This is a genomic window from Psychrobacter sp. I-STPA6b (assembly GCF_020662265.1).
GTDB lineage: Bacteria > Pseudomonadota > Gammaproteobacteria > Pseudomonadales > Moraxellaceae > Psychrobacter.
In genome coordinates, this window is sequence record NZ_VEWM01000069.1 from 1 (window position 1) to 24,212 (window position 24,212).

25 protein-coding genes, 1 other RNA gene and 1 pseudogene are annotated in these 24,212 nt (G+C 36.3%); 13 read left to right on the forward strand and 14 right to left on the reverse strand.

The window, feature by feature from the left end; all coding sequences use genetic code 11:
• Window positions 1-114: 114 nt before the first annotated feature.
• From FHK88_RS07295 to FHK88_RS07325, 7 genes are all read right to left on the reverse strand, one after another.
• Entirely contained in the window at window positions 115-627 is a 513-nt protein-coding gene (locus tag FHK88_RS07295) for a hypothetical protein (protein ID WP_227430090.1), read from the reverse strand.
• A 44-nt stretch (window positions 628-671) separates the two neighbouring features.
• Complete coding sequence (locus FHK88_RS07300; protein ID WP_227430091.1) at window positions 672-1,745, reverse strand: DUF6708 domain-containing protein; 1,074 nt, start codon at window positions 1,743-1,745, stop codon at window positions 672-674.
• Window positions 1,746-1,781: 36 nt separating this feature from the next.
• Window positions 1,782-2,837 (reverse strand): DUF6708 domain-containing protein, encoded by a 1,056-nt coding sequence (locus tag FHK88_RS07305; RefSeq protein WP_227430092.1) that lies wholly within the window; start codon window positions 2,835-2,837, stop codon window positions 1,782-1,784.
• Between the two features lie 84 nt (window positions 2,838-2,921).
• On the reverse strand, window positions 2,922-3,893 hold the full coding sequence (locus FHK88_RS07310; protein ID WP_227430093.1) for a formylglycine-generating enzyme family protein: 972 nt from the start codon (window positions 3,891-3,893) through the stop codon (window positions 2,922-2,924).
• A 203-nt stretch (window positions 3,894-4,096) separates the two neighbouring features.
• Window positions 4,097-4,606 (reverse strand): carboxypeptidase-like regulatory domain-containing protein, encoded by a 510-nt coding sequence (locus FHK88_RS07315; protein ID WP_227430094.1) that lies wholly within the window; start codon window positions 4,604-4,606, stop codon window positions 4,097-4,099.
• Between the two features lie 50 nt (window positions 4,607-4,656).
• Window positions 4,657-5,355 (reverse strand): hypothetical protein, encoded by a 699-nt coding sequence (locus FHK88_RS07320; RefSeq protein ID WP_227430095.1) that lies wholly within the window; start codon window positions 5,353-5,355, stop codon window positions 4,657-4,659.
• Between the two features lie 4 nt (window positions 5,356-5,359).
• Window positions 5,360-5,902, reverse strand: coding sequence for a carboxypeptidase-like regulatory domain-containing protein (locus tag FHK88_RS07325; protein ID WP_227430096.1), 543 nt, complete (start codon window positions 5,900-5,902; stop codon window positions 5,360-5,362).
• Between the two features lie 219 nt (window positions 5,903-6,121).
• Between FHK88_RS07325 and FHK88_RS07330 the strand changes: the two genes are divergently transcribed.
• The 9 genes and pseudogenes from FHK88_RS07330 to FHK88_RS14170 form a co-directional block, all read left to right on the forward strand.
• Window positions 6,122-6,565 carry a hypothetical protein gene (locus FHK88_RS07330; protein ID WP_227430097.1) on the forward strand — a complete coding sequence of 148 codons (444 nt, stop codon included), beginning with the start codon at window positions 6,122-6,124 and terminating at the stop codon, window positions 6,563-6,565.
• A 97-nt stretch (window positions 6,566-6,662) separates the two neighbouring features.
• Window positions 6,663-7,181 carry a hypothetical protein gene (locus FHK88_RS07335; RefSeq protein WP_227430098.1) on the forward strand — a complete coding sequence of 173 codons (519 nt, stop codon included), beginning with the start codon at window positions 6,663-6,665 and terminating at the stop codon, window positions 7,179-7,181.
• Between the two features lie 169 nt (window positions 7,182-7,350).
• Entirely contained in the window at window positions 7,351-7,704 is a 354-nt protein-coding gene (locus FHK88_RS07340) for a hypothetical protein (RefSeq protein ID WP_227430099.1), read from the forward strand.
• A gap of 505 nt (window positions 7,705-8,209) precedes the next feature.
• Complete coding sequence (locus FHK88_RS07345; protein ID WP_227430100.1) at window positions 8,210-8,716, forward strand: hypothetical protein; 507 nt, start codon at window positions 8,210-8,212, stop codon at window positions 8,714-8,716.
• Window positions 8,717-8,793: 77 nt separating this feature from the next.
• On the forward strand, window positions 8,794-9,522 hold the full coding sequence (locus FHK88_RS07350; protein ID WP_227430101.1) for a hypothetical protein: 729 nt from the start codon (window positions 8,794-8,796) through the stop codon (window positions 9,520-9,522).
• Between the two features lie 302 nt (window positions 9,523-9,824).
• Window positions 9,825-10,301: a hypothetical protein gene (locus FHK88_RS07355; protein WP_227430102.1), complete on the forward strand. Its 477-nt coding sequence runs from the start codon at window positions 9,825-9,827 to the stop codon at window positions 10,299-10,301.
• Between the two features lie 91 nt (window positions 10,302-10,392).
• Complete coding sequence (locus FHK88_RS07360) at window positions 10,393-10,698, forward strand: IS630 transposase-related protein (RefSeq protein WP_227430103.1); 306 nt, start codon at window positions 10,393-10,395, stop codon at window positions 10,696-10,698.
• 86 nt (window positions 10,699-10,784) lie between these two features.
• Window positions 10,785-11,042 (forward strand): transposase, encoded by a 258-nt coding sequence (locus tag FHK88_RS14165; RefSeq protein ID WP_264480638.1) that lies wholly within the window; start codon window positions 10,785-10,787, stop codon window positions 11,040-11,042.
• Between the two features lie 55 nt (window positions 11,043-11,097).
• A pseudogene (locus FHK88_RS14170) lies at window positions 11,098-11,220 on the forward strand (transposase); the annotation flags it as partial.
• A gap of 648 nt (window positions 11,221-11,868) precedes the next feature.
• On the opposite strand, the gene ssrA reads toward FHK88_RS14170, so the two are convergent.
• The 6 genes from ssrA to ppsA all read right to left on the reverse strand — a co-directional run bounded on the left by ssrA (window position 11,869) and on the right by ppsA (window position 17,191).
• Window positions 11,869-12,226: a transfer-messenger RNA gene (gene ssrA, locus FHK88_RS07370) on the reverse strand.
• Window positions 12,227-12,365: 139 nt separating this feature from the next.
• On the reverse strand, window positions 12,366-12,836 hold the full coding sequence (rplI, locus tag FHK88_RS07375) for a 50S ribosomal protein L9 (protein ID WP_227430104.1): 471 nt from the start codon (window positions 12,834-12,836) through the stop codon (window positions 12,366-12,368).
• A gap of 23 nt (window positions 12,837-12,859) precedes the next feature.
• Window positions 12,860-13,087, reverse strand: coding sequence for a 30S ribosomal protein S18 (gene rpsR, locus FHK88_RS07380; RefSeq protein ID WP_227430105.1), 228 nt, complete (start codon window positions 13,085-13,087; stop codon window positions 12,860-12,862).
• 15 nt (window positions 13,088-13,102) lie between these two features.
• On the reverse strand, window positions 13,103-13,525 hold the full coding sequence (rpsF, locus tag FHK88_RS07385; RefSeq protein ID WP_227430106.1) for a 30S ribosomal protein S6: 423 nt from the start codon (window positions 13,523-13,525) through the stop codon (window positions 13,103-13,105).
• A 178-nt stretch (window positions 13,526-13,703) separates the two neighbouring features.
• Window positions 13,704-14,528 carry an RDD family protein gene (locus FHK88_RS07390; protein ID WP_227430107.1) on the reverse strand — a complete coding sequence of 275 codons (825 nt, stop codon included), beginning with the start codon at window positions 14,526-14,528 and terminating at the stop codon, window positions 13,704-13,706.
• Window positions 14,529-14,803: 275 nt separating this feature from the next.
• Window positions 14,804-17,191, reverse strand: a complete 2,388-nt coding sequence (gene ppsA, locus FHK88_RS07395) for a phosphoenolpyruvate synthase (protein WP_227430108.1) — start codon at window positions 17,189-17,191, stop codon at window positions 14,804-14,806.
• A gap of 305 nt (window positions 17,192-17,496) precedes the next feature.
• Here ppsA and FHK88_RS07400 point away from each other — a divergent pair, with 305 nt between their 5' ends.
• The 4 genes from FHK88_RS07400 (at window position 17,497) to FHK88_RS07415 (ending at window position 21,957) form a co-directional block, all read left to right on the forward strand.
• Window positions 17,497-18,393, forward strand: a complete 897-nt coding sequence (locus tag FHK88_RS07400; RefSeq protein ID WP_227430109.1) for a pyruvate, water dikinase regulatory protein — start codon at window positions 17,497-17,499, stop codon at window positions 18,391-18,393.
• Window positions 18,394-18,584: 191 nt separating this feature from the next.
• A complete protein-coding gene (locus FHK88_RS07405) occupies window positions 18,585-18,989 on the forward strand; it encodes a DUF4377 domain-containing protein (RefSeq protein ID WP_227430110.1) in 405 nt (134 codons plus the stop codon).
• An 84-nt stretch (window positions 18,990-19,073) separates the two neighbouring features.
• Window positions 19,074-20,714 carry a Si-specific NAD(P)(+) transhydrogenase gene (sthA, locus tag FHK88_RS07410; protein ID WP_227430111.1) on the forward strand — a complete coding sequence of 547 codons (1,641 nt, stop codon included), beginning with the start codon at window positions 19,074-19,076 and terminating at the stop codon, window positions 20,712-20,714.
• A gap of 193 nt (window positions 20,715-20,907) precedes the next feature.
• Window positions 20,908-21,957, forward strand: coding sequence for an esterase/lipase family protein (locus FHK88_RS07415; RefSeq protein ID WP_264480639.1), 1,050 nt, complete (start codon window positions 20,908-20,910; stop codon window positions 21,955-21,957).
• Window positions 21,958-22,072: 115 nt separating this feature from the next.
• Here FHK88_RS07415 and FHK88_RS07420 read toward each other — a convergent pair whose 3' ends face one another.
• The gene (locus FHK88_RS07420; protein WP_227430112.1) at window positions 22,073-23,944 is read right to left on the reverse strand and encodes a SurA N-terminal domain-containing protein; all 1,872 of its coding nucleotides are present in this window, start codon (window positions 23,942-23,944) and stop codon (window positions 22,073-22,075) included.
• Window positions 23,945-24,212: the final 268 nt, after the last annotated feature.

Genomic DNA, 24,212 nt, shown 5'->3' on the forward strand with positions numbered 1-24,212 from the left:
GACTAAACTGATCGCTTCAAGCTTGAACTCTCGGCTATATCTTTTGCGTTTACTGGTCATACTGTTTCTCCTTTTTTACTGGTAGTATAACCTCTTATTTGTTGTCTAACTTTATTATGCCACTACAATACGGGGGTTGCGTCTGACTGAGGCGATGATGTTTTTGTAGTCTATAAGGTGAAAGGTGGGGGGCTGTTTGCGCTTGTGCTCATAAAAGGCGATTTGTTGGGTGCTTTTGATAAGCAGTAGTTTGTTATGGTATGATTTTTTTTGTTTAAATTGTTTGTAGGTTATATAGGGGAGATAGCCTTGTATAGATAAAACTCCTAAAAATAAAAGAACATCAATCCACTCTAATTTATCAAATGAAAAAAATACTATAGATAAAAAAACAAAAAGCATCTGCCCAAATAACCAACTAAAGGCATATACCATTAAAAACCCTACCAACTGCATAGAGTTGATGATGGGATGAAATAATAGATAGTTTGGGTTTATTTCATGGATATCTTTGCTAAGCTTTTTAATGCTGTGTGTTTTTTCTCGGTAGTCAGGAATATCTTGCTCATAAGGTTTGGTGAGCTGTTGTCCAATGGGGTGCTCGTTATTCGGTGGGTTATATATCATGGGGACAATTCACCTCGTAATTCACTTTTTATCATTATCCCACCTTAGCTGTTATATTCAATCACTATACTGATAAATAAAAATAAGTTTATTGCGATGGCTATTATCCAACGGATATTGACTTGCCAATTCTTACCTTTAAAGGCTTTTTCGGCTTGAGGGGTAATCGGGGCTATCGGATATGGGTTATTTTTTCCATCCCATGTAAGCAGTTTTTTGACTTCTGGGTGTAAGATGGCTTGTTTGCTACATTGGTAGTTGTTGCCTTGTAGTAGATGTCCTAGGACAAATAGTGAGCTAAACATAAGCATGATTATGATACCGCCACCGCTATGCTTTTTGTTGAGTATGTCTTGTTTGCGATAGATGATGTCGCTATAGGCAAATAGTGAGCCACTGGTGTCTGCTGGATAAGCTTGACATATTTTAGGGTCTATTGGCATGTCTTCGGCTGGGCTTTCCATGTAGGTGCGGATAAATGCCCAGTGTACATGTGGGTCAGCTCGAACGTCATGTAATCTGATATGGTGGGTGATATTTCCTGTTTCTTCGTCTGCAACGTATAGGTTTAGGGGGGTGTAATTATTGGTTTGCATGGTGTGTATTTCAGCTATGATGTCTTTATAGTCTACTATCTTTAGCTCAAATGGGTATGAGGGTTTAAAGAAATATGATATTGGACGATAATAATAAGCGACTTTTTGTTCTTTTTTTAAAAAGTAGTATTGGGTGCGAATGGGAGTTTTGCGGATTAGTTGGTAGAGTAGTAAGAATAATGGTGTGCCAAAAATTAGCACCCAGAAAAAGGTAATTATAATGTCGAAATAGCTAAATTTATTAGGTATAAATACAACTTTACCAATATCATCAAGGAAAAAATGACATAACCAAAAAGTAGAAAAATAAAGCCAACCGATACCAAAATAAAAATACCAAAAATAACTGGGGAAAAAGGTCATATAATCAGGATTGATATTGGCAATTTCTTTGTTTAAAAAGTCCACCTCTGCTTTATTATCTAGCAAACTTTTATCTATCTCTTGGCTATAGGGTCTTTCAAGCGTGGTTTGCAACTCTCTAATATGTTTTGCAAGTTCGCTGTGTTTGTCTTCAATCATTGGTGGTTAGTTCCTGTTAAGAGCATCTCCCCCACCCTAACTATTAAAAGCATATATAAATGCACCAAAGAAAAAAGCATTGACCACGATAGCTATTATCCAACGGATATTCACTTGCCAATTCTTGCCTTTAAAGGCTTTTTCGGCTTGAGGGGTAATGGGGGCTATTGGATATGGATTGTTTTTTCCATCCCATGTAAGCAACTTTTTAACTTCTGGGTGTAAGATGGCTTGTTTGCTACATTGGTAGTTGTTGCCTTGTAGTAGATATCCTAAGACAAAGGCACTGCCTAAAAACATCATGGCTATGATGCCATCTCCTTGGTGTTTGCTATTAAGGTCAAATGATTTGCGAAATTTGATGTCGCTACAGGCAAATAATGAGCCACTAGTGTCTGCTGGATAAGCTTGACATATTTTAGGGTCTATTGGCATGTCTTCGGCTGGGCTTTCCATGTAGGTACGGATAAATGCCCATTGTACGTGAGGGTTGACATTGTAGTCCTCTAGTTTCATATGGTGGGTGATGTTTCCTGTTTCTTCGTCTGCAACATATAGGTTTAATGGGGTGTATGCTTGGTTATATTTGTCTTGATGTAAGTCAGGTATGATGTCTTTATAGTCTACTATTTTTAGTTCGTATGGTTGCTTTAGTTTCCATAATGGGCGGTAATAGTAGGCTATTTTTTGTTCTTTTTTTAAAAAGTAGTATTGGGTGCGAATGGGATTTCTACGGATTAGTTGGTAGAGTAGTATTAAAAAAGGAAGAAACATTACAAAAAAACCAAATAATGATATTAAAACATTAAAAATAGTCCATTCATCTAAATAAAAATATTGTATATCGGCAATTAAGCTAATGACATAAAATGATGTCGAAAAATAGACCCAACCAATAGCAAAGTAAAAAAGCCAAAAATAGGCAGGGAAGAAAGTCATATAATCAGGGTTAATACTACTAACTTCCTTATTTAGATACTGTATATCCGCTTGACTATCAAGCAGACTACTATCTATTGGTTCACTATAAGGTCGTGCTAATGGTTGTTCTAGTTCACTAATATGTGTGGCAAAGTCGGTATGTAGTTGCATGAGTTATCCTTTTCCCCACCTTAGCTATATTTATACAGATAAGATTTAATATATTATTCAAATTATTATTCAAATTATCTAAGTCTAATTTAAAGGCTGAGGGCTATTTGCCACACAACGAGCAGAGGTAGATACATTTTGATTCAACTTAGGATCATTCATTATCAAAGGTGGGTTAGGCGCTCTTTTATATCGTCCAGTCGTTGTCTGTCCGATTGCTTGAATATTACTAGCATCTCCTTCATTGGCATCAACCCCTCTTAGTACTCTTTCTGTACCTGTGGCAGGACCTTGGGGGTTATACTCTGGGCTAACTGCATAATAGTTAGGGTCATACCAGTCTAGCATCCATTCATAGTTTTGATTGATCATGTCATATAGACCCAATGGGTTGGGTGGGTATAAACCAACAAGTGGTACTACTAGGCTGGTATTGTACTTGCTACTTAACGCTTGAGTTTGTTCAAATGACCAAACATTACGCTCTGGGTCTATCAAGCCTGTATCGGTGGGAAATAAGATATACTCTCCTCGGTTGCGAGCGGCATATTCCCACTGGGCTTCGGTCGGTAGGCTCATTGGTACTGCTAACTGCTGTCCCAACCACTGGCAATAGCTCTGAGCGTCATACCAGTTAATCCCTGCGGCGGCATTGGGTTGCCGTATTTCTATTGTATATTCTTGCAAGCCCACTTTTTCCTGCCCTGTTGCCATACTATAGATATCAAAGTCAGCATAGGTTGCTTTGTAGGCATTCATGCTAAAGCTATCTAGGGTAACTGGATGCAATGGTTTGTTTTCTGGATATCCTGATAAGGGGAAGCCGTCAAAGGTTATTTTATGTCCAAAGTCGCCCATCTCAAAGCTACCACCTTCTATAAAGCGCATATTGGCTTTTTGTTGGGCTAAGAATTGCTCTAACTGCTGTTGTTCTTCTTGGGTTAGGTTGTTTCGGGTTTGTGGTATGCCGTTATCGTCTAGGTGTACTTCTTGGGCACAGGCAGTTAGTGATATATACGAGATACAGGCAAGTAAGAGTGTTGGTTTTAGGCTCATTATTAATTTATTCTGTTGTTTGTGTTAATTTTAAGTATACTTACTGGATTAGGGTTTGTCGAAATTAATAGACACGGACACTTATTAAGTTTAAGGTCAAATTTAAAGTATTGATGGATAAGACATCATATTCACTCTAGTTTAAAGGCTGAGGGCTATTTGCCACACAGTACACCTCTAAGATAAGTTTTTTTGCATGACTTTTATTCTGTATGTAGCTCTTGAGTATGACTTAGTGCTGCTTGCAGTGGAATACATTCTGTGGTCTTTTGTGATTGATGGGGCTGACAATATGCAATAGGTCCTTCTATATATTCTTCTTGAACTTTTGCTCCTCCAGCATCTTTGGCTGTGAGATAGACTTTTCCCATATCTATATATCTTTTTTCTTCAAACGAAGATGTTATTGTGGTCTGTGCTTTATTTGTACTAAAAAAATTATTAATATAATAAGACTTTGTAATGTACTTATCACTGATAAACTCTATAGATGACATAGATAGATCCTGTATATCATGATAGTTTGGTGCTTTGACTCTATATTTATACTCTATTGCTGGAATATAGAATAAACCATTAGCATCTGTAATATCCAAGTCCTTTGATGTTATCCAAACTTTTACACTCTCTATAGGTTGATTGGTTTCTTTATCAATGACTTGTCCTTTTATCTCAGGAGTAACATATATAACTTCTTGTTGACAGCCCATCATGGATAAGCAAATTAAGATGAGATATGGTTTCATTAGTGAGCATTCCGTTTTCATTGCATACATGGCTGTAATATATCCACTTCGATACTATCCTCTTCAAAGTCCAGTTGCTTATATAGACAGTCTATTTTTTTGATAAGCTGTTGCTCTTCTGCTTTGCTTAAACTTTGTGCATCATTATAGTTATCTTTTGGATAGCGATTAAAGTCTAAGGCTAAGCCGTATTCTCTACGAATGTTATAGCGCAAATAGTCTAGTCTTATAGTTGTTCTTCTAATATCTTCAGGAAGTTCATTTTTATCACAAATACAGATGTTCTTAAAATGAGTGATATAATGAAGCATCTGAGCATCTCCTGCTTTAACCATTAGCTTAGGGGATGGGTAATAAACTGACGCAGAGCTATATCTATTCCATGCTGTACCATATTTACCTCTAACAAACTCCATATCCCCCTCTTTTTCTAACGCTAGCAAAGAATCATAGCTATTCTGTATTTGCGATGAGCCATTAATAGTCTGCCAACGGTTTGTCGCTCTATTTAATATAGCTTCACTATCTTCAAACCTCTCTTCTTTTTTATTAGTGTCGTTATCATGTATTACAGTATCATTCACTTCTGTACTTTCTATTAAATCTGTTTGCTCTGCTATAGATGATATCTCAGCTGTAGATTGGTCATTTTGATTATCAGTTGTACAGGCAACCAAGACAAACAGCACGCTGCTAAGATAAATTGGTTTTTTCATAATTTTACTCTGTGTGAGGCTCTTGAGTATGACTTAGTGCTGCTGGCAGTGGAATACATTCTGTGGTCTTTTGTGATTGATGGGGCTGACAATATGCAATAGGTCCTTCTATATATTCTTCTTGAATTTCTCCTCCTCCAGCATCTTTGGCTGTGAGATAGACTTTTCCCATATCTATATATCTTTTTTCTTCATAGGAAGATACGGTTCGCTCTCCAGTTGCATTGATAGTAGGCAAGTCTCCAACGGCATATGACTTTAATTTATAACCATCTGCCATAAACATGAGTGATGAATAATTATAATAACCATACTCATAACGTTTGGGCGGTGATACTCTATAATGATACTCTGCAGGGGGTATTAAAAATTGTCCTTTTTCATCACTTATATCAAAGTCACCCGAACTATACATGACTTTGACATTACTAATCGGCTGCTCTGTCATTCTATCTATCACTTGCCCTTTTATTTCAGCCGTCATGTATTCTACTTTTTGTTGACAACCCATCATGGATAAGCCAATTAAGATAAGGTATGGTTTCATTAGTGAGCATTCCATTTTCATTGCATATATGGCTGTAATATATCCACTTCAATATTATCACCTTCAAAGTCAAGTTGCTTATATAGACAGTCTATTTTTTTGATAAGCTGTTTAACTAAAAGAAAATTTACAATGAGATATTATCTGCAATTTATTTACGTTTTATTTTTTAGTTTCTTTTTAACATCTTGTAACGCTTATGATAAGGTAAACTCTACTATGCCTGAAGAACCATTATATATTGAACTTAATATGACTGCTGAAGAGATGTACCAGCGTAATCCTGAATACAGAGTCTTTCAAGAAGCTGATGCTCAGCCTATGGGGGTTACTTTTCAGGGGTATAACTTTCCAAGATATAAAGAACCTACAGTCATTATCAAATATCCTAATGGTACGTTAAGTGTTGATGGTGTAATGTCCATATTAGCGTATGATGATAACAAGCAAGAAAACTACCAGCTTTCTAAAATTAATCTTGGATTTTTATTCAATCATGAAGTAAGTGGCATCTCAGACAAAGATGCCTACAGCAAAATGATGAGTTTTTTTCAAGAACTGCAAGATAAAGGCTGGGCATACTCTCATTCAAACGATGTACCTAGGTTGACCGCTAAAAACAGTTTTATATTTGCAACAACAGTTAGAAAAAGTGACAATTAGCTAGAAACAAAAAAACATAGTAAACACTAAGATTTATTATAGACATAACAAAGAATACTAAATTAACTACTAATAACCCATCACAAGAAGCATTATTATGAAACTATTAATTTTCAGCCAATTACTATGGATATATAGAGACCAACTAATGAAGTTATTTTTACTTATATTTTTGATATTCTTATCAGGATGTAATGTGTGTTCAGATGAAATTAGACCTATTATATACATTAAGAACTTTAACAACCCTAAAGAAGAAAGAACATCCTCATTAATGAAGCTTAATTCTGATGGCAACATATTATTAAAATATAAATATAACAACTCAGAGTATGATAATAGAAATTATAATACTGTTGTATATTTTGAGGAAAGCCATAATAGAATAAAGCCCAACTATATATATAAATTTCAATATGATAATGATGTCTATTTTATATATGATATCAATATACCAAACAGCTCCTATCATAGTGCATGTTTTTTAGATATTACCTATAAAATAAATGAATGTCACAATACTGGATTTGAAATAAATATAAACCCAAGCTGTGCCATCCCTGCTGATCAAGCTAACGAATATTTTGAGACTAAGATTAAGCCTTATTACAAGTAAACTACTTGTAAAATAAAATTAATACTTAAAAAACTATATACTACCGACTCAATTTATTACATATACATAAACTTCCTCTTGATTAATGACTACCACGAATGAAAATCCTTAATCCTAAAATACTCATGATAGCTATAACTCCTTGCCTTTTTTATATTCATATACAGCTATGGCAACGAGTGTATTTACTCATGAAGAATTTGAAAACAACCTATATAATGAGTTAAGCCTTGAAATTGATAACAATTTTTTGGATTATAAAAGAAAAATAAAAAATCAGGATCATACTACTACTAAAATTAAATTTCATAATTTATTGCCAAGCAATATTACAAGGCTAGAATTAAGGTCTGAACTGTTGGGTGAATATATTTATGTTGGAGAATACAAATCAGAAATCTTCGTAAACATACCTAATTATGCCTTTGAAAAGGGTGGCTTTGATTCTCTCATTATTTCTTTAAACAATCCTTCAAACTTTGAATCATATACAATTCAACAAGAAGTAGCTTACAAAACATGAAAAAAAGATAAAACGGTAAATATATATTTCTTACCATTAAAAAATTAGATGAGGCTTCAGACACTTATTATGGATATACAATGCAACTGGAATAAAAAAATTTAGGGTATTAACAATAGAATCACAAATTAAGATAATGGCAGGTTGGCTATGAAAAAACTTATATACTCCTCTAGATAAAGGTCCGATTGGGCGAGATTTTAAAGGTTTTCAATTCCCTACAGGCAGCAAAGTAAAAGCCATATTTAATTATCCAAATGGTCAGTTATTAATAAATAATATCAGCTTTGTTAATGTATTAGATGACACTAGGGTTAAGAACTATCCCCTACCCGAGTTTACTATTACTACCTTTCTTAGAGGTAAAAAACATAATTATATTACCGATCAAGAAATTTATGAGCAAGTACAAGATATTTTTGCTCAATTAGAGAAGCAAGGCTGGGAGTATAATTTTGCATTAGAAGCGCCAAGAATTACACCTAAACATGCTGTAGACTATACTATGGCAGGTGGCAATGCTTCTTTTTTAGACTTTCGCTATCCCTTAACTTTTGAGCAATTTAATCAAATTACGTCCTATTTACATCGATGGTATTTGCGTCATGGTACAGATACTTTTTTAGAATTAGAAATGTGGCGTAATGTCGAAGATAATGGGGATACCACAGTATTATTTGCTTATAAATTCCATGATGAATTACATGAAATTTATCGGCATATACCAGTAGAAGAACAATCATATGCTATCAAGAGCTTTCATGATATATATACCAAGCCACCTTATAACTCTAGATTATGGTCTGAATCTTCAGTTGTAGCCAAAGACATACCCATAGATAAAAGCATGACCAGCCATACCTTTTCGCTAGTCAAAAAAGAAACAGGGTTTGATACCGCCAAAATGATTAATACAGACCCCTATAAAATTACTTATGAAGAGTTTAGAAAGCGTTCTGACGCAGGGGAAGACATGCCCCCTTATTATGAAAATTATTCTGAGTCGAGATAATAAATGTTACCTAACAGGACAACCTTGCCCACACTCTGGATATGAATGCACCACACCAAAGTGGAGGATAAAATATAATGCGTCTAACTGCCTTTAAACTAGCTATCTTATCGTTGCTCTCAATACTTGTTTTTATCACGATTCAATATAGGCAAGAAAATCATAAAACCACGCCTCCTCCACAAAACGTCACTCTACACTTTGGGCAACAAGGCATTGAAGATTTTAATAGTTATACTGGAGGGAAAATAGACAAGCAACCTGCTGGTATGAGCTTTTATGATTTATATTGGACTCCACCTAATTTGGGTACTGTTAATATTGTTAATGACAAAAATATCTTCACTTTAAATCATGTTTTTTCTGTTCTAGGCAGTCGAAATAATGACTATATTACGAGTATCGATATTGATGCTGGTCTTAATCAAGCAGAGTTTGTCAATTCAAAAGAGGCTTATTTGGCTTATAAGAATTTAATGACGCAGATTAATCAACAAGGCTGGCAAAACTATTATTACCACTTCGAACCTCATATTGCAAAGAAAGACAATCTAAAGTTTATACAGCAATACCATACGGTCATTGATCCTAGCTATATTCTAAGCTACGAAGAATGGTTAGGTTTATTTAACGGTAAAATTTATCAAAGCCTTTATTATAATCTGTATCTTGATGGAATCATTCTAGGTATTACCCTTGAAAAAACAGGAGCTAACGAAGTAGAACAAGAACAGTATATTTGCATATTCCTATCCACCTATCCACCTGTTCTTATCCATGTTACCCATGATGACCACTCATTCTAAACTGAGATGAACAGCTCAACATATCATCATAAGATATAAAATCTGACCCTGCTCTAAAAAGCTGTTGGATTCACATAATAAGTGCAATTTTATTTGAAAGGATACGGATAGGCATGATAAGACTAGCATTTTCTTTTACCACAAAGGAAATTGCCATGACTTATACACACCACTGTTACGTCGTCAAACTCGCTCGCAGTACCTGCTTTTATAAAAACAGTTACATCTTCGCTCGTTTTCCTTGTAATAGTATTATCTTGAATTGACTATAAAAGAATCTTCTAATTAAAAAGGTTAAAATTATGAAAAAAACAAGACAAAAGATTAAGATTTCTATCTATGTTATCTCTTTATTTTTGATCGTTCTTATTTATATATTTTTCTCAAAAATAAATGATTTTGAAGGTAGAATGGTTGAAAAAATTCGTACAGATAATGAAGTTGGGAAAGTTTACAAGTTGAATGAGTTTATGACATCTGCGACCTATAATTGGTTTGGAGGCGTTGATTATATTGATATAAAAGATGGTTTTGATATAGAAAGTGATGACGGCTTTGAAAAGTTTGTCTTTTGGAAAAATGATAGAGTGGTTAAAGTGATTAAAACTGACATAATAGGTATGGGTGACCTAAGAAGAAATCAAGTTTTTCTCGACTTAGAATCAGGTAGTGTTGGCGCCTATAGATGTAAGCCTAATTCAAGTATAGAGGTGACAGATATTTACCAAGATAGTTTATACTTTTATATAAGGCCTTTAAACTGTTTGAAAATAAAATAATGTGGTAATAAATACATTATCAGTAAAACTATAGTCAGTTCAAAATAAAAATGTTATATAATAATACAAAAGATAAACCATAGAAAAGCCCATGACTTACTCATTAGATTTTCGCAAACAGGTATTAAAAAGCCTAGAAGATGGTATGACCTTTACCCAAGCATCTGAATTTTATAACCTGAGTCCTACTACCATTCAAAAATGGAAGAAACGATTAAAACCTAAAACAAGCAGAAATACAAAACCTTACAAGATATCAGATGAAGCTTTATTACAAGATATTGCTGATTATCCAGATGATTACCAATATGAAAGAGCTATACGTCTTGGTTGTAGTGCTACAGGTATCTGTGAAGCAATGAAACGGCTACCAATTACTCGTAAAAAAAATACCTAAATCATCCAAATGCTTGTTCAGTTAAAAGAGCTGAATATCAAAAAAAACTAGATAAGTATATTGCTCAAGGCGTTGCCATAGTTTATATGGATGAAGGTGGTTTTGAACAAGAGATTATCAGACCTTATGGTTATACTCTTAAAGGACAACCCTGTATTGATAGCTTTAACTGGCAATTAAAAAGACGTACTAATGTAATTGGTGCCTTATATAAAAAAACCTTATTTGCTATTGATTACTTTAATCAAAATATTAATTGGAAGTGTGTCTATGACTGGTGCAAGAACACATTAATACCCAGTCTAAAAACAAAGTGTGTCATTGTTATGGATGAACGAGGATAAGCAAGTGTCTGGGGTACACTTTCCCGAAATGCAAGGCGAAGGCTGTGCCTGAGTTGCCAGTTTTCATAAGAATATTCGTATACAGGAGTTACTAAATCGACATAAACACCGTTTATTATTTTTACCCCCATATAGCCCTGATTTAAATCCTATTGAGAAGAAATGGGCTCAAGCTAAGTTTTTACGTCAAGGTTGGATTGGTATCGATTTATCCAAGTTGTTTTATGATATTAATCCTAACCATAACTCTTTTGTTTTGAGTTGACTATAGCTAGAAACAAAAAAACATAGTAAAAATTAAGACTTATTATAGACATAACAAAGAATACTAAATTAAGTACTAATAAACCATCACAAAAAGCATTATTATTAAACTATTAATTTTCAGGCCAATTACTATAAATATATATAGGATAGCTAATGAAGTTTTTCTTACTCATACTTTTGATATTTTTATCAGGATGTAATGTTTGTTCAGATAAAATTAGAGCTATTATATACATTAAGAACTTTAACAATCCTAAAGAAGGAAGAACATCCTCATTAATAAAACTTAATTTTAATGGCAATATGTTATTAAAATATAAATATAAATATAAATATAATAGCTTAGAATATAACAATAGAAAGCATATTCATAGGAAAAATTAAGATACTGATTTAATAAGCAGTGTTTCATTCAAAGCAATGAATAACAATACACGAAAACTGAATACAAAAAACCTGCTAAGTGTGGATTTTTTGCTAACTTCAATTCAAAAATTTATCAACAATATATTAAACAAAAAAGCCAACCACCTAAGTGATTGACTTTATTGATAATATTTGGTGGAGATGGCGGGAGTTGAACCCGCGTCCGCCAGCATTACGCTCATGAATCTACATGCTTAGTTTCTGTCTTTAGCTTTAACCTGCACCGACCCGACAGTCAGGGTGGATTAGGCGAGTCTCTAAGTTTGAACCCAAGTAGGTGAGACGCCTACTTAAGCGAACCCATATGCGTGCGCTTCAACTCGGCTAACTGACTATGGGTAATCAGCAGCGGAGTAAGCAGGGTTTAAGCTGCTAGAGCGTAAGTTTCGTCGTTTGCGACTATAACAATATATGTTTGATTAACGAGAGGACATATACTCTCGACATGCATCATTGAGTTTCATTACCAGCGTCGAAGCCAGAACATCCCCAATAAGAGAGCCATTATAACTCATTATTAACAAAACATCAAATATATCAAGATTTTGATATGACAATATTAAAAAGGGAATCAACAACTTGCTGACTCCCTTTTTTTAATGCCATATCTTTATACTACAAACTTAAAGATTAAGCATCTTGAGTTTGTGCATCATCTTCTGACAGGATGGTCACTAAAATTGTAGTAAACACATCATGGTGTAGTTGAATATCAACATTGTATTCACCAATCTGACGGAAAGAGCCTTCTGGCATTTTAACTTCAGAACGGTCTACTTCTAGTCCAGACTTTGTTAAAGCATCAGCAATATCGCGAGTACCGATAGAGCCAAATAGCTTACCATCTTCACCAGACTTCGCACGCATGATGACATTGACGTCTTTTAATGCGTCTGCACGAGTCTGTGCTGCTGCCAACTCTTCAGCTTCGATTTTTTCAAGTTCAGCACGGCGTGCTTCAAACTTTTCAACGTTTGCTGGTGTAGCAGGAAGAGCTTTACCTTGTGGAATTAGATAGTTCCGACCATAACCTGCTTTCACATCAACCGTTTCGCCAAGCTTACCGAGGTTGACGATACGCTGTAATAAAATAACTTGCATGAGTCACTCCTAAGTTAGTGGGCTTACTGATGGTTATCAGTATAGGGTAACAACGCTAGGTAACGAGCCTGCTTGATAGCAGTCGCTAACTGACGCTGATACTTGGTTGATGTACCAGTGATACGGCTAGGAACAATTTTCCCATTATCACCAATATATTGCTTCAATAGCTCAACATCTTTATAGTCGATGTGAGTAATACCTTCAGCAGTAAAACGGCAGAACTTGCGGCGGCGGTAAAAACGTGCCATGTGATTGCTCCTTAATTAGTCTTCAGAATCGTCATCATCATTATCGTCATCATCTTGCGAATCGTCTTGTTGATTACGATTGTCGCTACGACGATCAGCTTTACGTGCGCGTTTTTCATCGGCATTTTTCGCAAGCTGTGATTCTTCAGTAATGGCTTCATCACGGCGAATAACTAGACTACGAATGATTGCATCATTGTAACGGAAAAGCTCTTCAAGCTCAGCTAATGTATTACCATCACATTCGATGTTAAATAACACATAGTGTGCTTTATGAATTTTTTGGATAGGATACGCTAATTGACGGCGTCCCCAGTCTTCTAGACGATGGATAATGCCATTGTTATCTTGAACAAGCTTAATGTAGCGTTCTACCATGCCGACCACTTGGTCGCTTTGGTCTGGGTGTACGATTAACACCACTTCGTAATGTCGCATTTATGGACTCCTTACGGATTAGTCAGCCATTGACCCTATGTCAATAGCAAGGAGATTTATAAAAAAGAATACTTTGATTTTAGTTTAATTAACAATCAAAATTACCCTTCTGTTATAAAGCGGTGCATTATAGCAAATGATTGCTTCTGTTGCAATAATTAACTGCTTTAACATGATATTAAGCTTGCTCTAACTGTCTTTGACTATCTGCTGTTGCTTTAACAACATAAGTTTTGGCAACTTTATCATGGATACTGCGGCGCTGTTTATCACTCACCATCACAGAAAAGTCTGCTAATAATATTAATATACCAATATACGGCAAGTTATAAGCAATATTAGTCAACACAGTACGAATAAGAATAATATTAGTGACATTTGGAATTTTTTTAGTGTCAAAATCCAATATTTGTATTCCCATTGCTAGTTTACCCAGTGTTTGCCCACGTTTGATTAACATAGTCACCTGAATAGCCATCAGTGCTAATAACATAAGTGTAGTCATTAGCACTAAATGTGATGGAATGCTTTCAATAATTTGACTAAATGCTGTATAGTCAGTCGATGCCTCGATTAATCGCATCAAATCAAAGCCTATACCAGATAATAAAGGAACTAAGCAAGAAAATGCTAATAACTGATCAATAATAACTGCCAAAATTCGACTACCAATAGTAGCAATTTGATGGGTTTCTTCTGGACGTAATTCTTGTTTTTTAATAGAGATTTTATTTTGTGCATTCTGAGGATATAGTCTCTCAATACGACTGCGCTGTTCTTGTGTCTCTGTACTTGGTTGAGGTTGAATATTTGGGGCAACATGACCTTCAGGATTATAATAGAATGTTTCATTGGTCATCGTACCAACACGTTGCCAGTTTTCCATGCCTTCATGCCACATAAGGTCACTCAGCACGACTTCACCAGAAGCAAGCATATTATTCAGTTGCTCTAAGCTATAAGGACCAGCTTGTACATTATTTCTAGCTAGATAGATTTGCATGAGTCATATTATCCTTTGTATTGCTATTTCACCATTTATTATAGCGTATCTATGCCAAATAAAGAAAAGCGATAATGAGTTACATTATCGCTACACAAACAGTGTTATAAAAATTTCATCAATCATAAGCACTGATTGAAACCAGACTTTTAAGATATAGAATATCTAAACCATAGAGCATCAATCCAACACTGACTGTCTATCAATATTCTCTATTTAAGACACCGTATTGGATTGAGCAAACTTGAGTTTAGATATCACCTATAATGCGCAGTTTAGTTTGGTTTTTCATTAGCTAAGAAGAACCATGTATCCAGTACTGAGTCTGGGTTTAAAGAAACTGAGCTGATACCCTGCTCCATTAACCAGTGTGCTAAATCTGGATGGTCTGAAGGACCTTGACCACAAATACCAACATATTTTCCTTGGTCACGACAAGCTTTAATTGCCATTGATAGCAGTTTTTTCACTGCTGCATCACGCTCGTCAAATAGATGCGATACGATACCTGAGTCACGATCTAATCCTAGAGTTAACTGTGTTAAGTCGTTAGAGCCAATGGAGAAACCATCAAAATATTGCAAGAATTCATCTGCAAGTAGTGCATTGGTTGGTAGCTCACACATCATAATAAGCTCTAGACCATTTTCACCACGTTTTAGACCATTTTTTTCAAGAATCTCAACAACTTGTTTTGCTTCATTTGGTGTGCGAACAAATGGAATCATGATTTTAACATTAGTTAAACCCATATCATCACGAACGCGTTTTAATGCCTGACATTCAAGGTCAAAACAGTCACGGAATGTTTCTGAAACATAGCGACTTGCACCACGGAAGCCTAACATTGGATTCTCTTCTGATGGCTCGTATAATTTACCACCAATTAAGTTGGCATATTCATTTGATTTAAAGTCTGACATACGTACGATGACAGGTTGATCTCTAAATGCCACGGCTAAGGTTGAGATACCTTCTACTAATTTGTCTACATAGAAGTCAACTGGCGACGCATAACCAGCAATACGCTCATTAATGGCTTGAGTAATTTCACGTGGTAACGTATTCATGTTTAATAGTGCTTTTGGATGCACACCAATCATACGGTTAATGATAAACTCTAAACGGGCAAGTCCAACACCTTCGTTAGGAATTTGTGAAAATGCAAATGCACGGTCAGGGTTACCAACATTCATCATAATTTTGAATGGAATTTCTGGCATAGACTCAATAGAGTTAGTTTGGATTTCAAAGTCCAATAAGCCCTCATAAATAAAGCCAGTATCGCCTTCAGCACATGAAACTGTTACTTCTTGACCATCTGTCAAGATTTCAGTTGCATTACCACAACCAACAATCGCAGGAACGCCTAACTCACGTGCGATAATCGCAGCGTGACAAGTACGTCCACCACGATTGGTGATAATAGCAGCAGCACGCTTCATAACGGGTTCCCAGTCAGGGTCAGTCATGTCTGATACTAGAACATCACCTGTCTGTACTTTATCCATTTCATGAATACTATTAACAATGCGTACTTTACCTGAACCAACACGCTGTCCAATTGAGCGACCTTCACACAATACTTTTGCATTGTCACTATTGATAACATAGCGCTCCATGACATTACGGTCTTGACGGCTTTTGACTGTTTCTGGACGTGCCTGTACAATAAAGATTTCACCTGTATCACCATCTTTTGCCCATTCAACATCCATGGCATGACCATAGTGTTTTTCAATGATAAGGGCTTGTTTGGCAAGCTCAGTCAACTCTTCACTTGTTAAAGAAAACTGTAAACGATCTTCTTTTTCAACGTCCACAATTTTAGTTGATTTTGTGGTACTGCCATCATCGCCATAAACCATTTTTTGATGCTTACTACCAAGGTTACGACGAACAATGGCTGGTTTATCTTCTCTTAACAACGCTTTCGAGAGATAGAACTCATCAGGATTCACTGCTCCCTGAACAACCATTTCACCTAAGCCATAACTTGCTGTGATAAAGACCACTTCATCAAAGCCACTTTCTGTATCTAGAGTAAACATCACGCCAGATGCACCTGTTTCTGAGCGTACCATACGTTGTATACCAGCAGACAATGCCACTTCAGCATGCTCAAACCCTTGGTGTACACGATAGGCAATAGCACGATCATTATATAAAGAAGCAAATACTTCTTTAATAGCAATCAATACATTTTCAATACCACGAATATTTAAGAAAGTCTCTTGCTGCCCAGCAAAAGAAGCATCTGGCAAGTCTTCCGCTGTTGCAGATGAACGTACGGCGACAGCAATATCTTCACCACCACTCATTTTCTCAAATGCAGCACGAATTTCTTTTTCTAAGCTCTCTGGTAATGGCTGTGCAATAATCCATTCACGGATTTTTTGACCTGTTTCCGCCAACTGATGAACATCTTCAATATTCAACCCTGCCAGCTCATTATTAATCTTTTCAAGCAAACCTGTTTCTTTTAAAAAGTGGTTAAACGCTTCAGAAGTGGTGGCAAAACCACCTGGAACACTAACACCTAGGTCAGAAAGGTGGCTAATCATCTCACCTAAAGAAGCATTTTTACCACCAACCTTGTCAATATCGTCTTTTCCAATTTTGTCAAGGGTTATGACTTGAGGGTTTGCAGTTTGTTCAGTCATGATAACTCCAGAAAATAAGGTTATTTTTTTAAATTATAACGCTAAATGATGACGTTACATAGTCAAAATTGTATTTTTATGCAACATCAAGATAATTTGTGACTCAATTATCCATATAAAAATACAAAAATTCATTATAAAAACAAATAGTTATATCAAAACATGATTATAAATATTTTCCAAAGTAGATATGCTAACATTGATTGGGATTGTTCGTCCATTGCAGGTATAATGGTCAACATCATGTTTTTATGTGAATTTAGCACTACTTTATCCAAGCTAAGGAATCATATCAAAGGACTTTTATGGAATCACCGTCATCATTAAGTACTCAAAAACCCACTATTCAAAATCGTCAAGCTTTACAAAACAATCAACAATATCCTATTCGTACTGCATTTTTTATTTCAGATGGTACAGCCATTACTGCTGAGACACTAGGGCGTTCTATATTAAGTCAGTTTCATCAGATTCCTTTTGAAACACGGGTGATTCCTTATGTCGATACCATGGATTTGGCAGAAGAAGCCGTTGCACAAATTAACCTTGCTTATCAAAAAGACGGTGTCTTACCGTTAGTCTTTGACACCATTGTTAACCCTGATATTCGAGAAAAAATCAACTCAGCACAAGCGTGTAATCTAGATATGTATGAAGGTCTAATTGGACGTATTGCTGAAGAAATCGGTGCAAAGCCAGATGAACACTCAGGACATGCACATGACAATGTAGACTCAGAAACTTATAAATCACGCATTGATGCAGTACACTTTGCTTTAGACAATGATGATGGCGCACGTACTCGTCACTATGATATGGCAGACATTATATTAATAGGGGTATCACGCTCAGGAAAAACGCCAACATCACTTTACCTAGCCTTGCAGTTTGGTATTCGTGCGGCCAACTACCCCCTAACAGAAGATGATTTATATGACAATCAACTTCCCAAGTCGCTAAAACCACATCGAGACAAACTATTTGGGCTTGTTATTGATACTGATAGACTGGTAAAAATTCGTAATGAACGTCGTGCAGGTAGTCGTTACTCCAGCTACAAGCAGTGCGAAGAAGAACAACGCGCCATTCAAGCAATTTATATGACTCAAGGCATTCCTAATTTAAACGTCTCTGAGATGTCCGTTGAAGAAATTGCTACTCGAATTTTACAGATTACAGGCTTAAAACGGCGTATTGGCTAGGGCTAGCCAGCTACAAACCATGCAATCAATAGTACTATCTGCTATATACTACCGTTTAGTCCTTTTAGAATTTAATAGTACATAAATTTTTATTATGTTGTTTTAATTATATGAATAGTAACTTTATTAGTTAAGTTAGTTGATAATTTTTTCATTGAAAGTAAATCTTAGTATAGTAGAGTGACAGACTTATGACACACAACCTAATACGACGTATTGGTGGTACTTGCCTTATTTTGGTGGCTTTGACAGGATGCCAAAGTAGTCTTTTAAAAAAAGAGCCTGTACCAGAACCCTTATATATTCCACAACTGACTGTAGGTGATAGCCAAATATTAACAGTATTGCCTGGTCGTGTACCATGTAATACTGCCCTACCCATGCAATGTCTGATGGTAAAAACTTCTGAATCAGCAGAGTTGTTTCAGATTCCTTATAATTGGATTGAAGGCTTTGACCCTATGCCTAATATTGAATATACCATCAGTGCATCGCCTATGATAGATAACAAACAATTGAACAGTGAGACGCAAGGTCTGACAGGACACTGGGTACTTAACCGCATCATAAATCAGCGTGTTCTCAGTGTGCAGTAATCATCTATTGTTGTCACTCAAATGATGATTCTAACTGTATGACGCCCCTTAATGCCTTAACCAAACTAAATATTTGAGGATATTATGCCAAAAAAGAGAAAAGATGACGAAGCCAACGGTATCAAAGATAACATAGATACCAACAGCCAGAAAACTGATACCAAGGAGGTAAGCAAATCCAGCAAACAAAAAGAAAAAGCAGAACGTATTGAGCAAACTTATGAGCAGATTGAAGATGATCTGTTACAGCACCCTAACCTAATCAGTCCTCTTGATAGCAATCGTATCCAAATTAACTCTGGTATCACACAGGATTCAAAACGTATCAAAGGCGACCATCATGAATTTGAATATGATGCAGTCGTTCTAGGTGCAGGTCCTGCAGGGGAAGCGGCAGCCATGAAACTGGCAAAGTCAGGCAAAAAAGTCGTGGTTGTTGACCCTCGTGAACAAGTCGGTGGTAACTGTACACATGTCGGTACCATTCCTAGTAAAGCCCTACGCCAATCCGTTTTCAATTTAATTAACTATCGCCGTGACCCTTTATTTTCGCAAGGTCTGGATTACTCCCAAGTACCACTAAATCGTGTCCTCTCTAAGGCTCGAAAAGTCGTTCGCAGCCAAGTCGATACCCATACTCGTTTCTATGAACGCAACCGTGTCGAACTACGACATGGCTGGGCAAGCTTTATCGACAAACACACCATCCGTATTGAGTTAGTTGATGGGACAGGATTTGAAGAGCTGACATTTAATAAAGCAATCATCACAGTTGGTAGCCGTCCTTATCGACCAGACTTATTAGACTTCGACCATCCACGTGTCTTCGACTCTGATAAAATCCTACAAATGGACTATGTGGTCAACAAAATCATTATTTATGGTGCAGGAGTTATTGGCTGTGAATATGCGTCTATTTTTACTGGTTTAGGATATAAAGTTGACTTAATCAATAACAAAGGACAACTTCTAAGTTATTTAGATAATGAAATTAGCGATGCACTGTCACATGACTTTAGACAGTTTGGTGTACTCGTCCGCAACAATGAAGAAATCGACCACTTAGAGACCCATGATGACTGTGTTATCCTCCATCTCAAAAGTGGTAAGAAAATTAAATCCGATGCTATTTTATGGTCAAATGGACGCTCTGGTAACACAGATGGCCTCAATCTCGAAGCTATTGGTTTACAAGCAAATAATCGTGGTCAACTTCAAGTAGACGATACCTATCGTACAGCTATTGATAATATCTATGCGGCAGGGGATGTTATTGGTTGGCCTTCACTAGCATCTGCTGCTTATGACCAAGGACGTTGTGCGGCTGCCTTTATGATTGGTGAAGAAGATGCTGAGCCAGTCTCTAGTGTTCCTACTGGTATTTATACCATTCCTGAAATCTCAAGTATTGGTAAAACTGAGCAAGAACTTACAGAAGAAAAAATACCTTATGAAGTTGGTCAAGCCTTCTTTAAACATCTCGCACGTGCGCAGATTATTGGTGAACGTACAGGCGTCTTAAAGATACTTTTCCATCGTGAAACTTTAGAAATTCTTGGTATCCACTGTTACGGTAATCATGCTTCAGAGATTATTCATATTGGACAAGCTGTGATGAAGTGTGGCAATACTCTAGAATACTTTATCAATACAACATTTAACTATCCGACTATGGCAGAAGCATACCGTGTTGCTGCCTTAAATGGATTGAACCGTATATTTTAAAATATAGTTGATTAAAAAATTAACTATGTTAGATTAGGATATACCATTATTACTTCTAAATTAATTATCTGACCTTATTTTTGCAATAATCTTAGATAATTTTTAGACAAGTGATGGTATATCCATATGACTATCCTCATCTTATACCTAATAATAGGACGATTAGGAATCTAGATAACACAAGGACGATATTTTGAAAACACGTACCCTGACTACAGCGATAAGTATGGCTGGAGCTATTTTTGCTCTCTCCACATCGGCACATGCCAGTGAATATTATAACTGCTCTAATCCTACTGGATGTCAGCCTGTATCATCTGTCACCCCTTCATCTGATCTTAATAAGACACAATACCCTGTCATACTGGCTCACGGACTGGCTGGCTGGACAAGACTCTTTGGTATAATTGATTACTGGCATGGGATTCCAGAAGCCCTGATGTCAAACGGTGCAGATGTCTATGCAACAAAAACGTCAAGCTTACATGATAGTGAATATCGTGGCGAGCAACTACTACAACAAGTCAAAACTATTACCGCCATTACTGGAAAACAGAAGGTAAATCTAATTGGACATAGTCATGGTGGACATGATATTCGTTATGTTGCAGCGGTTGCTCCAGAATCTGTCGCTTCAGTAACCTCTGTTGCCTCACCACACCAAGGCTCAAAAATGGCTGACTGGGTGGTAAAGACTGTCAAAGAAGGTAGTGCTAAGGACGGTTATGCACCAGGAGAGTTTAACCTTGGTTCAAAAGCTGCCATAAGCTTTTTCAAAATGGTGGGTAATGTCATGGATATTGGCTCCGGCATTTCCACAGATCAGCTACAGGAGCAAGATGGCTGGAAAGCTGTAAATGCCTTGACCAGTGATTATGCCCAAACCTTTAATACCAAATATCCAGCAGCTATGCCAACCCATTACTGTGGAAATCCTCCAAAAAACTATAAAATCAATGGGGTTGCTTATTACTCATTCAGTGGGGTCAACGCCTTTACCAATCCTTTCGATCCAAGCGATTATATACTTTCTCTTACTGCCATACCTTTTGACAAACAAGACAAGAATGATGGTCTGGTCTCTGCTTGTTCAAGCCGTCTAGGCTATGTTATCCGTGATGACTATACAATGAATCACTTAGATTCAGTGAATCAAGTATTAGGTATTGTTGCTTGGGGTAGAACGCAACCTTTAGCCATCTATCGTCAGCAAGTTAACCGTCTAAAAAATGAAGGCTATTAAATCATAATAAAGAAAGGACTAAAGAGGATACTCAGCACTTTCTGTAAAAAATACCACATGAATAAAAAACGCACCTACTTAGAGGTGCGTTTTTTATTGCCGTTAATGCTTACTGCTAAGAGCCATTCGCTGATTCTAAAGCAGGTTCATTAATCTCAACCTTAGTCACTGTCCGTAAATATTCAATATAATCTTGAAGCTGTGTTTGACCTTGATTATCTCGAATAATACCAGCAGTTCTTTGTTTCTGTTCATCAGAAATTTGCTGTTTACTTTGTCTATCAATCGCATCAACGACCAGCACTGATGCACCCATTTCTGTCGCTTGAGCCAGTGCCAATAACTTACCCGGTTGTGTATCTTCAGTGAAAGCAACTGTTTTCTCTTCTTGACTCAATATCGGTGATTGACGATTTACCATGCCAAGATTGTCAAAGCTGACAGACGTACTATCCATACCCTGTGCTGTAACTTGCTTAGCAACTTCTTCTGCCTTTTGTAAAGCCAAAGCACTGGCTTTTTGTTGCACCAACTGACTTTTAATAATTGGTGTTGCCTGCTCTAAGTTCAAAGGCGCTACTGGTCTATAGTTTGTTGGCTGTACCCAAACAGTACTCTCCCCAACATCAATACTAGGACTAACCCCTTGATCCTGCAAAGTAAACTCATCAAAAGCAGCCGTAATCACAGTTGGTTGATTCAATACACTATTATTATCAGTCTTAGTATAATCTTTGATTTGCTGTATTTTAACATTTTCTTGTTGTGCAATATCCTGCAAACCATAACCATCAACCACCAGATCATTAATCTGCGTTACTTTATCCGCATAAGCTTCTGCACGCTTATAATTCAATGCTTCTGCTTGTAGTTGCTCTCGCATACTCTCTAAGCTTGGCACAGACACATCATTTTTCGTCACTGTAAATAACTGATAGCCAAAAGTAGTTTTTACTGGCTCAGAGATTTCACCAATCTCTAGCCCCTCAATAACTTGAGCAACTGCATTGGCATCTTGCCCAAAAATATCTGGATTAAATGTACCTATACTACCACCTTGTGCAGCACTAACTGGATCATCAGAATACTCTTTAGCAAGGTCACTAAACTTTTCACCTTTATCCAAACGGGCTTTTAACGTCTGTATTTGTTTTTCAGCATCATCACCTGTCAATAAAATCTGACTAATCTGGCGATTATCAAACGCATTATTTCTTTGTTTGAATGCTTCATATTGTGCCTTAATATCTTCTTCTGTCACTGGTCCTACATCAATACTGGCAGGAGATATAGCCAAATAATCCAAATCAACCATTGCTTGACTTTTTAGCTCATTTTTATGTTCATGATAATAAGCGGTAATATCAGCATCTGTAATAGAAACCTGATCAGCAAAATCTTGCCAATTAAATCTATGGATAAACATTTGTCTACTTTCTTCTTGCAAATCAAGTAAACGACTTATTTCCGCCATAGGGTATATTGCTGTCCCTACAATGCTAGCATTCAGTTGTACTAAGCTTAGCTGTTCACGAAACTGTTGGAAAAGTTGCTCTTTAGTGATTCCTTGTTGACGTAAAAAATAGGCAAAACGGTCATTTGAGAATGTACCATCTTCACCCATAAACCGTGGTTCTTGGCGTAATAAGCGTGTAATTGTTTCATCTGATACTGTCATACCAAGCTTATTTACCTGTTGACGCAATAAAGCACGGTCAATAAGAAGCTGTAATACTTCTTCTCTTAATACTGCTTCATTAATCTGACTAGCATCTATACCCGCCTCTAGCAGCTCATGCCGACGATTATTAATGGCATTCTGATAGTCACTTAAGGTTACGCTTTCATCACCAACAACAGCAATTTGGTCTAAATTACTACTACCAAAAAAATAGCTTTCTATACCTAATAGGGCTAGAGGAGAAAGACATAAAAGGAGAAAAATGCGACCAGGCCAGCTTTTTAAAAAATTACGTAAAGATTCCATAATTATATCGACAAAATAAATAAATGATTCAATCCGCTATCATACGGCAAAAATAATTTATATACAAAAATTTATCTGCTACAGTTAGCTTCTCTCCTATAGCAACACCAATACTTATCTACTTTTATCTCCAAACCATATATACATATACGACAGCTTGAAAATATCACCATATATCTAACACGCCATAAATATACAAAAAAACGCACCTAATGGCGCGTTTTTTAGCTAATTGTTAAAGCCTGACAATATAACATAATGTTGACAG